Below are 12,074 nucleotides of genomic sequence, written 5' to 3'. Positions count from 1 at the left end.
GATTCACGAGTGGATGCCGCGGCTCACGCTGAGCGCAACGACGCGGGTCCGATCTCGGCGACGGAGCGATGCCCCGCGAGCCCGAGCGTGAGGTCGAACTCGGCGATGTGGTTGCGCACGACCTCGCGCACTCCCGCGGCTCCGGCGACCGCGAGCCCGTAGGCGTAGGGGCGGCCGATGCCGACGGCCGTGGCGCCGAGCGCGAGCGCGATGAACGCGTCGGCACCGCCCCGCACGCCGCTGTCGAGGATGACGGGCACGCGTCCGCCGACCCGCTCGACGACACCGGGCAGCGCATCGAGGCTCGCGACGGAGTCGTCGATCTGACGGCCGCCGTGGTTCGAGACGACGATGCCGTCGACACCGTGATCGAGGGCCTGCGCCGCGTCATCCGGATGCAGGACGCCCTTCAGCAGCACCGGCAGTTTCGTCCACTCGCGAAGTCTGGCGAGATCTGCCCACGTGAGGGCGGGGTTCGCGAACACGTCGAGGAAGGTCTCGATCGCCGCTCGCGGCAGCGGCGAACGCAGCGCCGCCCGCACTCCGCCGTCGACGAGCGGGGTACGCGCACCGGCGCGGGCGATCGAGAACGCCGTGGCGAGCAGCTTCGGCGTGACCTTCGGGCTCGATCCGCCATCCGCACCAGCGGCGACCCGCTGCCGCACGAGCTCGGCGAAGACTGGGTCGCTCGTGTACTGGGCGATGCCCTGCCCCCGCGTGAACGGCAGGTAGGCGGCGTCGAGGTCGCGCGTGCGCCAGCCGAGCAGGTGCGTATCGAGCGTCACGACGATGGCCTCGCAACCGGATGCCTCGGCGCGACGAACGAACGAGGCGTTGAGTTCGTCGGAGGCGCTCCAATAGAGCTGGAACCATCGCGATCGCGCGCCCATGGCGGCGGCGACCTCCTCCATCGGGCGGGAGGCCTGGTTCGACAGGATGTACGGCACGTCGAGCGCGGCGGCCGCACGGCCCACCGCGACGTCGGCCTCGGGATGCGCCATCTCGGCGACGCCGATGGGCGAGAGCACGAAGGGGGTCGCGCGGCGCCGTCCGAGCAGTTCGATCGAGAGGTCGCGTTCGGAGACGTCACGGAGTACTCGCGGCCAGATCTGCCATCGCGCGAAGGCCGCACGGTTCGCCGCCATGGTCGCCTCGGCGCCCGCCCCGCCGGCCAGGTACGCGAACGCCTCGGACGAAACGGCCTTGCGCGCGGCGCGCTCGAGCGCGCCGAAATCGACCGGCACGGCCGGGCGGATGCCCGAGAGCCCGGCACGGTAGACCTCGGATTGCACGGCCCGCGCGAACCCCTGCGGGGCGGGCGCGGGTGTGTGCCCGCTCGGTGTGGGAGTGCTCGGGGTCGGCGTGGGCTCGCTCGGCGCTGGTGTGCTCGGGGTGGGCGCCGGTGTGTTCGGTGTGGGCTCGCTCGGCATCGGCTCACTCCTTCGCGGTGTCGTGCGAGCCAGCGTAGCCGTGCCGCGGCACCCGCGTCTCCGTCGATCCTTCGGCGAACGGGCAGTTGTTGCCGCCTCGCCTGCGCACGGGCGGCATCGACTGCCCGTTCGCGGAAGTGGTTCCTCGGGTCGGGGGGCTGCGAGAGCCGGCGAGCAGAGGGACGACATTGGGCAGGGAAGACATCGAGCAGGGAGGACATCGGGCAGGGAAGACATAGGGTGAAGAGGATGCCTCAGCTCACCGACATCCGCGTCGCCGCCATCGCCCTCGTGCGCGATCGTCGCGTGCTCATGGTCACGGCGCGCGATCGCGACGTGTACTACATGCCGGGCGGAAAGATCGACGAGGGCGAGACGGCGGCCGACGCCGCCGCCCGCGAGGCGCTCGAAGAGGTCGCGCTCGTGCTCGACCCGGCCGAGCTCGTCGAGCTCTTCGAGGTCGTCGCGGCGGCCCACGGCGAACCCGACGGCCGACTGGTGCGCATGCGCGTCTTTCGCGCGGAGACGGATGCCGCGCCCTTCGCCTCGGCCGAGGTGGGCAGCCTGCACTGGGTGACGACCGCCGACCTCGACCGGTGCCCGCCCGCGGGTGCCGAAGTGCTCGAGCGGCTCGCGGCATCCGGGCTCATCGACTGACGCACAGGGCGGACGCCGAAACCGACGCCCGACACGGCCACCCGACACGCCCGACACGGCCACCCGACACCGCCGCGCGACACCGCCGCACGACACCGCCGCACGACACCGCCGCGCGAAACCGGCGCTCTCGTAGACTGCGGGCATGTGGTCTCCCGCGGGGCGCTCGCCGATCTCGCCGTTCGCAGCCGCCCGCTGGTGGGCGCTCGATTACCTCGACGCGGCGAAGCAGCAGTTGCGTGTGCTCACGGTGCCGACGCCGCCGAGACGCTGGGCCGTCGGCGATGCCGGGAAGCCGACGATCCTGCTGCTGCCCGGTGTCTACGAGCACTGGTCGTTCATGGAACCGCTCGGCGACGCGCTCAACACGCACGGCTATCGCGTGCAGGTCGCCCATGGGCTCGGTGCGAACCTGCTCGCGATCCCCGAGACCGCCGACCGACTCGTGCGCGCGCTCGCACGCATCACCGTACCGCCGGCCGGCCGCATCGTCGTGGCGCACTCGAAGGGCGGACTCGTCGGCAAGCGCTTGCTGCTCGGCGACGCCGATCAGCGCCTCGGCCTGCGCGGGCTCGTGGCGATCGCGACCCCGTTCCGCGGGGCTCGGCTCGCGCGGTACCTGCTCGACCCCAGCATGCGGGAGTTCGACCCCGACAGCGCCGCGATCGTCGAGCTCGCGAACTCGGCAACGGTCAACGCGCGCATCGTGTCGATCTTCGGCGTCTTCGACCCGCACCTGCCCGAAGGCAGCTCGCTCGCGGGCGCCACGAACCGGCAATTGCCGGTGGCCGGGCACTTCCGCATTCTCACGGCGCCCGAGACCGCGGCGGCGGTCGTCGCCGGCATCGAGTCGCTCTCAGGCGCCGCCGCGGCGGAATCGGTGGCGATGTAGGCGGCGCGGCCGGCGGCGCGGCCGGCGACACGGCGTGCGGCAGGCGGCACGGCGGCACGGCACCGGCATGGATGCATCGGCGGGATGCATCGGCATGGATGCATCCACGCCGACAGACGACGAACGGGGCGATGCCGCGTGGCATCGCCCCGTCGCAGCAGCCGCGGATCAGCGTTGGGCGGCGCGCACCCGACGCGTCATGAAGACGGCTCCGGCGCCGAGCACGAGGAACGCGAGGGCCGCGAACCCGATGCCGAGGTCGACACCCGTCTCGGCGAGACCCGTGCCGGCGGCTGCGGCCGGAGCGGCGGGGGCAGGTGCGGGAGCCGGCACAGGAGCGGGCGCCTCGGTGATTCGCGCGTAGACCAGCGCCTGACGCTCGCTCTCTTCGCCGAACACGCCGACCTCGAGCGAGTCGCCGACCTTGGCCCCCGCGGCCGTCGCAACGAACGACCTGGCGCCCGTCGCGTCCGCGGTGGTGAACCCGTCGACGGGAACGAACGCCCCCTCGCTGTAGAGGTCGTAGTAGTAGGAGATCGACTCGTGGGGGGCGAAGCCCGCGAAGGAGATCGTGATGCCGGCCGCAAGGCTCTCGGGCGAGACGGCGGTGGGCAGGGTGATGGAGGTGCCCGCCGTGATCGTGAGCTCGACGAAGTTCGAGTAGACGTTCTCGCCGCCGACCGACTGGGTGGCCCCGACCGCATACTTCGGGTAGCCCGTGGCCGTGGGCAGGGTGGTGACGTCGGTGGGGGCGACGGCGATGCTGATGCTGCCGGAGGCGTCGGGCACGATCGACCCCAGGGGCGAGCTGCCTCCGGACGACGGACCGCTGCTGACGCTGAGCATCAGCTCGGCCGCGACGCCGGGCGTGAAGCCCGAACCGGTGACGGTGAACCCGCCCTCCCAGTCGCCGGCGGGGAACGAGGTCTGGTCGAGCGAGATCACGGGTGCGTCCGCCGCGTGCGCAGGGGCGGCAGCCGCGAGGCCGGCGAGCATGAGCCCCGCAGCGGCGACGATGGCGCCGGTGCGAAGTCGGAGTGCTGAGATTGCCACGGAATGATCCTTCGTACGTTGCGGGAATCGGACGAGTACCCCGCAGTGGGGGACACCATGAGCGACCCTATCGAAACGGAGGACAACCTCCACATGGGGAGGGCTCCCCATGTGTCAGTGCACGTACTCGAGCAGGTCGAGGCCGACCTGCCGCATGCCGTCGAGCACCGCGAGACGCGACGAGATCATCGTGTCGGCGTAGTACATCGACACGGCGTACGAGACGCTCGCGCGTGGGCCGCGGAGCACGCCCACCTCGCTGCGCACGCCCCCGTCGGTGCCGGTCTTGTTCATGAGCAGCACGTTGTGATCGGGCGCGCGGTGCGCGAGCGGGTCGAGGCCGAACGCGCTCGCGACCATGGAGAGATCGGCGTTCAGCGAGAGCCAGCCGACGACCCGCTGCGACACCTCGGGCGAGACGATCTCACCGCGGGCGAGCGAGGCGAACAGCCACGTGAGTTCTTTCGCCGAGCCGATCGAGAGCTGCGGGGCGTCGTCGGGGCCGCGGTGGTCGCGCACGAGGTCGAGCAGCGCCGTGCGGGTCAGGCCGAGCGCCTCGGTGCGTGCGCGCACCGCCTCGAGTCCGACGTGACGGATGAGCACGTTCGTGGCGAGGTTGTCGCTCGTCGCCCCGATGAGCGCCGCGAGATCGGCGAGCGGCAGCGAGGGCGACTGCATGTGCTGCCAGATGCCCGAGTCGCCGACCGCGTCGCGCGGGGCTCGGTCGAGCACCGTGAACGACTCGCTGCTGTCGCCCGCGAGCCGCGAGGCGACCTCGACGAGCAGCAGCACCTTGCCGATCGACGCCGTCGGCATGACGACGTGGTCGTCGACCGAGAACAGCACCTTGCCGGTCGCGAGGTCGGTGGCCCGGGCCGACACCTGCACCCCGGCGAGCGCGAGCTCGCCGAGCGCGTCGAAACCGCGAGAGAAGTCTTCGCCGTGTTCGTCGGTGCGATGCTTGCCGCGCCGGATGTCACTGTGCCGCGCGCGCCGCTCCGAACCCTGCGACGACGTCACCACGGTGATTCCACGGCCTTCCTCTACGGTCGGCGCTCCCCCACCGCAACGCGGCGCGCTCGAATTGCTCGGTTGTTGTACTGCGACTACCAGATCGTCACACGCTCGGCTGGATCGAGCCAGAGGGCGTCGTCGGGAGTCACTTCGAAGCTAGCGTAGAACGCATCGATGTTCCTGACGATCTGGTTGCAGCGGAACTCGTTCGGCGAGTGCGGGTCGATCGCGAGCAGGCGGATCACCTCTTCGTCGCGGCCCTTCATCTGCCAGGCCTGAGCCCAGGAGAGGAAGAAGCGCTGCGCCGCGGACATGCCGTCGATCACGGGCGCCGTCTCGACGTCGCCGCCGAGCGAGATCACGTACGCCTTCCACGCGATCGCAAGGCCGCCGAGGTCGCCGATGTTCTCGCCGATGGTCAGCGCCCCGTTGACGTGGGCATCACCTTCGCTCGCTGAGCTCGTCGAAGCGACGTCCCCTTCGACAGGCTCAGGGAACGGATGCAGCTGCGCCGGCACGAGTGCGTTGTACTGGGCGATGAGCGCCGCGGTGCGCTCTTCGAAGGCGGCGCGGTCGGCCTCCGTCCACCAGTCGATGAGGCGGCCGTCGCCGTCGTACTTCGAGCCCTGGTCGTCGAAGCCGTGCCCGATCTCGTGCCCGATGACCGCACCGATCGCACCGTAGTTCGCGGCGGCATCGCGCTCGGCGTCGAAGAACGGGTACTGCAGGATCGCCGCCGGGAACACGATCTCGTTGAACCCCGGGTTGTAGTAGGCGTTGATCGTCTGCGGCGTCATGAACCACTCGTCGCGGTCGAGCGGCTTGCCGATCTTGCCGAGCTCGCGGTTGAACTCGAACTCGGCCGTCGCGCGCACGTTGCCGACCAGGTCGTCGCTGATCTCGAGCGCCGAGTAGTCGCGCCACTTCACCGGGAACCCGATCTTCGGCGTGAACTTCGCGAGCTTGTCGAGGGCCTTCGCCCGGGTCTGCTCGCCCATCCACTCGAGCGCGCCGATCGACTGGCGGTAGGCCTCGACGAGGTTCGCGACGAGGTCGTCCATCGCCACCTTCGCGGCGGGCGGGAAGTGCCGCTCGACGTAGATGTGCCCGACGGCCTCGCCCATGGCGCCCTCGACGAGCGAGACGCCGCGCTTCCAGCGCTCGCGCATCTGCGGGGTGCCGGTGAGCGTGCGGCCGTAGAAGTCGAAGTTCGCCTCGACGAAGTCGCTCGAGAGGTAGGCGGCGCTGCCGCGCACGACCTGCCAGGCGAGCCAGTCCTTCCAGGCCGGCAGGCGATCGTCGGTGAGCAGCGCGCCGAGGCCCTGCACGAACGACGGCTCGCGCAGCACGATCTCGTCGAACGCGCCGGCGGGCACGCCCATCGCGTCGCGCCAGACATTCAGATCGACGGCGCCGCCCTGAGCCTGTCGAAGGGATGCCTCGGCGACCGCGTCCGCCCAGCGGTACAGGTTGTACGTCTTCTCGCTGTCGCGCGTCTCGACGTTGCTCCAGTGCGCCGCGGCGATCGCGGTCTCGAGCTCGAACACCCGGGCCGCCCGCTCCCCCGGCGCTTCGAGCTGCGCGAGCCGCAGCATCCGCTCGAGGTGCGATCGGTACGCCTCGCGGACCGATTCGAAGCGCTCTTCGCGGAAGTAGCTCTCGTCGGGCAGGCCGATGCCGCCCTGCTCGACGAAGACGAGGTAGCGCTCGGGGTCGCCCGGGTCGTTGTCGACGTAGAGCTGCAGGAAGCCGGGCACGCCCTGGCGCTCGAGCCGGCCGAGGGTCTCGAGGAAGGCGTCGACCGAGTCGATCAGATCGACCTCGACGAGCTGGCCCGCAATGGGGGTGGCGCCCAGCAGGTTCGCGCGCTCTTCGTTCATGAAGCTCGCGTAGAGGTCGCCGACCTTGCGCGCCTCGGTGCCGGGCTCGGCCGCCTGCGACTCCTCGATGATCTCGCGCACGGCCTGCTCGGCCTCTTCGTGCAGCACGAGGAACGAGCCGTACCTGGCCTTGTCGGCCGGGATGTCGGTGCGCTCGATCCACTTGCCGTTGACGTGCCGGAAGAGGTCGTCTTGGGGGCGCACGCCCGCATCGAGTTCGCCTTGCTTGATTCCGGAGGGCAGCGCGACATCGGTCATCCCCCCAGCCTAGGCGGCCGCCCCGACGACGGGGAATGAGGTCGGTCGATTCGACGAGGGAATGCGACCTGCCCCCATTCCGGGACGGCCCGCCATCCGCCATGATGTGCACTGAGCCCACCTGTCGGTGCTCGGAAGCGAGGACATGTGGAGCGTGGCACCCAGGGCCCGCCGCTCGCCCGATCGCTCGGAGCGGCGCTCGGGCTGTTGATGAGCCTCGGCGCGCTCTTCGCGGGACTCGAGGCGGCGCTGCTGCTGCCGGTCGACGCGACGAACTGGGTGATCCTGCTCTTCCCACTCGTGGCGCTCGTGTGGTTCGTCGCGGGCACCGTCGCGTGGCGACGACGGCCGGGCAGTCGCACCGGACTGCTCATCTGGGTCGGCGGCATCTCGATGCTGCTCGCCGGTCTGCTCAACACCACCCTGCCCGTCGGCATCCTCGTCGGCAGCGTCGTCGCGACCGTGACGGTCGCGGTCATCGTGCACCTGCTGCTCGCCTTCCCGAGCGGGCGACTGCCCGACACGACGTCGCGACTCATCGTCGTCGCCGCCTACTTCGTCGCCGTGGTGCTGCAGGTGCCGCGCTGGGCCTTCGGCTACGGTCTGCTCGAGCCGCTCGGCGTGCCGGCGAACGCCGAGATCAGCGCCGTCGGCGACACGGTGCAGCGATTCGTCGGGCTCGCGGTGATGGTCTCGACGGCGGCCGTGCTGGCGCTGCGGCTGCGCGCCGCGTCGCCCGCCCGGCGCCGGGTGCTCGCGCCGCTCTACGGCTACGGCATGGCGTCGGTGCTCGCCATCCCGCTGGCCACGGTGCTCGCGCCCGCCGTGCCGGCGACCGCCATCGCCGGAATTCAGCTGTCCCTCATCGCGGGCGTCGCCATCGCCTTCACGGTGGGCGTCATGGTCGGCGGATTCGAGCGCACCGCAGAGGTGGAAGAGCTCGCGAGCTGGCTCGGCACCGAAGAGCCCGGTCGCGAGCCGTTGCGCGCCGCGATCGCGCGCACGCTCGGCGACCCGAGCGTCGAGGTCGTCTATTGGATGCCGGTGCGCGACGGGTTCGTCGATGAACGCGGGATCACGGTCGACCTGCCGAACGTCGACGGGCACGCGGCTCGGACCGGCCGCGCTGCCGTGGTCATCGAATCTGCCGGGCAGCCCGTCGGTGCGATCGTGTACGACGCCGACCTGCTGCCCGATCGCGGCCGAGTGAAGGCCGTGGGCCGCGTCGCGTCGATCGCGATCGCCCGCGAACGGCTGACCGCCGAGCTGCGGGCGAGCCAGGCCGCTCTGCGGCACTCGCGGGTGCGTCTCGTCGAAGCCGCCGACCGCGAGCGGCTGCGCATCGCGAAAGACCTGCACGACGGACTGCAGGTGCAACTCGTGCTGCTCGCCCTCGAGGCCGGGCATCTCGAGACCGGCCGCCTCACGGACGGCTCCGATGCCGATGCCGATGCCGCCGACGTCCGCGTCGAGGCCGGGCGACTGCGAAAGGGCATCGAGTCCGCCGCCGACGAACTGCGCCGGCTCGTGCACGACGTCATGCCCGCAGCGCTCGTCGAGCGCGGCCTCGCACTCGCCGCCGAAGACCTCGTCGACCGCATGCCCATCCCCACGAAGCTCGAGACACGCGGTCTCGACGCGCCGCTCGGAGCGACCGTCATGAATGTCGCCTACTTCGTCGTCGCAGAGGGGCTCGCGAACACGGCGAAGCACGCCCGCGCCGCCACGGCGTCGGTGCGACTCGTGCGAGAGGCCGGGCTGCTCACGATCGAGGTCGCCGACGACGGCATCGGCGGCGCCACCGACCGGCACGATCGCGGCCTCGCAGGCCTCGGCGACCGCGTCGACGCGATCGGGGGCCGGATGTCGCTGACCAGCCCTCCCGGCCGCGGCACCCTGCTCACCGCGGAGCTGCCATGCGGGTCGTGATCGCCGAAGACGAGGTGCTACTGCGACAGGGGCTTCGCCTGCTGCTCGAAGACGGCGGATTCGAGGTGGTCGCCGCGGTGGGCGACGCCGACGAACTCATGACCGCGGTGGTCGGCCACCTGCCCGAACTCGTGATCACCGACATCCGGATGCCGCCGTCGAACAACGACGAGGGTCTGCGCGCCGCGCTGCGCATCAGGCAGGAGCACCCCGGCATCGCGATCGTCGTGCTGTCGCAGCACGTGCAGCGGCGCTACGCGATGGAGCTGCTCGCCGGCCGGGCCGCCAGCGTGGGCTATCTGCTCAAGCAGCGCATCGCCGACATCCAGGCCTTCCGCGACGACCTGCAGCGCGTGGCCGCGGGCGGCACGGCCCTCGACCCCGAGATCGTCGCCGTCATGATGTCGCGGGCCGGCCGCGGCGAGGGCGTCGTGCGCGAACTCACCCCCCGGCAGCGCGAGGTGCTCGCCTTCATGGCCGAGGGGCGCAGCAACGCCTGGATCGGCCAGAAGCTCGTGCTCACCGAGAAGGCGATCGTGCAGCACACCTCGAACATCTACGACGCGCTCGGCCTGCCGGTCGCGGCCGACGACCATCGGCGGGTGCTTGCCGTCATCCGCTACCTCGACGGCGTCGCGGGCTGAGGCGAGCATCGGGACGCGACCTGGACCCATGGCGGCCCCCGATGCCCACCGCCAGAGTGGTGATGGCGCGCTCGACCCGACGCGCGAGCGAGAGGAATCCCCATGGCCGTGTCCACCGCCATCCCGATGACGAAGGCCGCGATCGGCGCCGCCCGCACCGCCGACCTGATCTCCCCCGGTCTCGCCGCACGCATCGCCGGGCCGATGTTCGGCAGCTCCCGACCCGTGCGGCGGGTGCTCGACTCCGAGCGGCCGATCCACGAGGGCGCCCGTCGCCGCCCGCTGCGCCTGCCGGACGGCGACGGCGTCGCCTACGAATGGGGATCGGGCCCGCGCACCGTGCTGCTCGTGCACGGCTGGCGCGGCCGCGCGAGCCAGTTCGCCCCGATCGTGCGCGAGCTGCGCTCGACCGGCCATCGCCTCGTCGCCTTCGACGCGCCCGCACACGGCGACGGCTACGGCCGGCGCACCGTCATCCGCTGGTGGATCGGCGCGATCGCCGAGATGCACCGCCGCTACGGCGATTTCCACGCGATCGTCGGGCACTCGCTCGGCGCCCTCGCGTCGATGAACGCCGTGCGCGAGGGGGTCTCCGCGTCACGCGTCGCGGCGATCGCGCCGGTCTCGTCGGGGCGATTCCTCTTCGACACCTTCGCCGGGTACGTCGGGCTCAGCGAGCGGGCGGCCGAGATCCAGCGCGACCGGTACGCGGCGCGGGTCTTCCCCGATTTCGAGGAGCCGTGGCGGTACTTCGACGAATTGCGCGCACCGATGCCGCGCGACATCGAACTGCTGCTCGTGCACGATCGCGACGACGCGCAGATACCGGCGAGCGAGAGCGAGCGGCTGTTCGCCGCGCACGGCGAGCACTCGCGGCTGCTGCTCACGGGCGGCACCGGCCACGGGCGCGTGCTCGCATGCTCGCAGACGCTCGACGCCGTGACCGCGTTCGTCGAGGGCGGGCTCGACGGCGTCGACCAGGCCGGGATCGCAGACGTGTTCGGGGGCGAGCAGGTCGTCGAGTCGTTCGCCTGAGCCGCGACACCCGCCGAGCCGCGGCACCCGCTGAGCCGCAGCCTGTCGCCCGGCACCCGTAGGCTCGAAACGCCCATGAACGAGCCATTGCCCGAGCCCGCGATCACGCCGGCAGCCGCACGATCCACCGTCGACCGCGACATCCTGCGCCTCGCCGTGCCCGCGCTCGGCGCGCTCATCGCCGAACCGCTCTTCCTGCTCGCCGACACCGCGATGATCGGCCACCTGGGCGCGACCCCGCTCGCAGGCCTCGGCCTCGCGAGCGCCGTGCTGCAGACGATCATCGGGCTCATGGTCTTTCTCGCCTACGCGACAACGCCGGCCGTCGCGCGCCGGGTCGGTCTCGGCGACGAGCGCGGTGCGGTCGCCTCGGGCATCGACGGACTATGGCTCGCCCTCGGCATCGGCGTCGTGCTCGCCGTCGCCGGGTGGTTCGCGGCGCCCGCGCTCGTGGGACTCTTCGGTGCGTCCGAGCAGGTGGCGGCCGAGGCATCCGTCTATCTGACGATCTCGATGGCCGGGCTGCCGGCCATGCTCATCGTGTTCGCGGCCACCGGGCTGCTGCGCGGCCTGCAGGACACGCGCACGCCGCTGTGGGTCGCGGGCATCGGCTTCGCCGTGAACATCGCCCTCAACTACCTCTTCATCTACGTCTTGGGCTGGGGCATCGCGGGGTCGGCGGTCGGCACCGTCGTCGCGCAGTGGGGCATGGTCGCGGTCTACCTCGTGGTCGTCGCCCGCCACGCCGCGCGCGTCGGCGCGAACCCGTGGCCGCACCACGCGGGTGTGCTGCGCGGTGCGGTGTCGGGCGGCTGGCTGTTCCTGCGCACGCTGAGCCTGCGGCTCGCGCTGCTGCTCGCGACGTGGGCGGCGACCTCGCTCGGCTCGAACGAGCTGGCCGCGTTCCAGGTCGCCATGACGATCTACTTCACGATCGGCTTCGCGCTCGATGCCCTCGCGATCGCGGCGCAGGCGCTCGTCGGCCGCGACCTGGGCGCCGGCGACGTCGCCGGCGTGCGCGCGGTGCTGAAGCGCTGCCTGCAGTGGGGCGTCGGCAGCGGCGGCGTGATCGGCGGCCTGCTGCTCGCGACGGCCTGGGTGCTGCCGGCCGTGTTCACGAGCTCGGCGGATGTCGCGGCGCTCCTTCCTCCGACGCTCGTCGTGCTCGCGGTCTCTGCGCCGCTCGGCGGCATCGTCTTCGTGCTCGACGGCGTGCTCATCGGCGCCGGCGACGCCCGCTACCTCGCGTGGACGGGCGTCGTCAACCTCGTCGTGTTCGTGC

10 protein-coding genes are annotated in these 12,074 nt (G+C 71.7%); 6 read left to right on the top strand and 4 right to left on the bottom strand.

Annotation, left to right across the window (positions count from 1 at the left end; translation table 11 throughout):
- Nucleotides 1-23 precede the first annotated feature (23 nt).
- On the bottom strand, nucleotides 24-1,292 hold the full coding sequence (locus ACWGST_RS04735; RefSeq protein WP_452045496.1) for an alpha-hydroxy-acid oxidizing protein: 1,269 nt from the start codon (nucleotides 1,290-1,292) through the stop codon (nucleotides 24-26).
- Nucleotides 1,293-1,679: 387 nt separating this feature from the next.
- Here ACWGST_RS04735 and ACWGST_RS04730 point away from each other — a divergent pair, with 387 nt between their 5' ends.
- Nucleotides 1,680-2,087, top strand: coding sequence for an NUDIX domain-containing protein (locus tag ACWGST_RS04730; protein ID WP_452045495.1), 408 nt, complete (start codon nucleotides 1,680-1,682; stop codon nucleotides 2,085-2,087).
- A 145-nt stretch (nucleotides 2,088-2,232) separates the two neighbouring features.
- Complete coding sequence (locus ACWGST_RS04725) at nucleotides 2,233-2,979, top strand: esterase/lipase family protein (protein ID WP_452045494.1); 747 nt, start codon at nucleotides 2,233-2,235, stop codon at nucleotides 2,977-2,979.
- 168 nt (nucleotides 2,980-3,147) lie between these two features.
- On the opposite strand, the gene ACWGST_RS04720 is transcribed toward ACWGST_RS04725, so the two are convergent.
- The 3 genes from ACWGST_RS04720 to ACWGST_RS04710 all read right to left on the bottom strand — a co-directional run bounded on the left by ACWGST_RS04720 (nucleotide 3,148) and on the right by ACWGST_RS04710 (nucleotide 7,184).
- Entirely contained in the window at nucleotides 3,148-4,032 is an 885-nt protein-coding gene (locus ACWGST_RS04720) for a hypothetical protein (RefSeq protein WP_452045493.1), read from the bottom strand.
- 114 nt (nucleotides 4,033-4,146) lie between these two features.
- The gene (locus ACWGST_RS04715; protein WP_452045492.1) at nucleotides 4,147-5,055 is read right to left on the bottom strand and encodes a serine hydrolase; all 909 of its coding nucleotides are present in this window, start codon (nucleotides 5,053-5,055) and stop codon (nucleotides 4,147-4,149) included.
- An 83-nt stretch (nucleotides 5,056-5,138) separates the two neighbouring features.
- Nucleotides 5,139-7,184: a M13 family metallopeptidase gene (locus ACWGST_RS04710; protein WP_452045491.1), complete on the bottom strand. Its 2,046-nt coding sequence runs from the start codon at nucleotides 7,182-7,184 to the stop codon at nucleotides 5,139-5,141.
- 147 nt (nucleotides 7,185-7,331) lie between these two features.
- On the opposite strand from ACWGST_RS04710, the gene ACWGST_RS04705 reads away from it, so the two are divergent.
- The 4 genes from ACWGST_RS04705 to ACWGST_RS04690 all read left to right on the top strand — a co-directional run.
- A complete protein-coding gene (locus ACWGST_RS04705; RefSeq protein WP_452045490.1) occupies nucleotides 7,332-9,113 on the top strand; it encodes a sensor histidine kinase in 1,782 nt (593 codons plus the stop codon).
- The gene (locus ACWGST_RS04700) at nucleotides 9,101-9,757 is read left to right on the top strand and encodes a response regulator (RefSeq protein WP_452045489.1); all 657 of its coding nucleotides are present in this window, start codon (nucleotides 9,101-9,103) and stop codon (nucleotides 9,755-9,757) included. The genes ACWGST_RS04705 and ACWGST_RS04700 overlap by 13 nt, the downstream gene beginning before the upstream one ends.
- A gap of 102 nt (nucleotides 9,758-9,859) precedes the next feature.
- The gene (locus ACWGST_RS04695) at nucleotides 9,860-10,792 is read left to right on the top strand and encodes an alpha/beta fold hydrolase (protein ID WP_452045488.1); all 933 of its coding nucleotides are present in this window, start codon (nucleotides 9,860-9,862) and stop codon (nucleotides 10,790-10,792) included.
- Nucleotides 10,793-10,867: 75 nt separating this feature from the next.
- Nucleotides 10,868-12,074: MATE family efflux transporter (locus tag ACWGST_RS04690; protein ID WP_452045487.1), on the top strand; the 1,207-nt coding region annotated here is incomplete at its 3' end.

This window comes from Agromyces sp. NPDC055520 (assembly GCF_053619715.1).
Note: the sequence above shows the minus strand (reverse complement) of the source record. Positions and strands in the feature narration are given on the sequence as shown.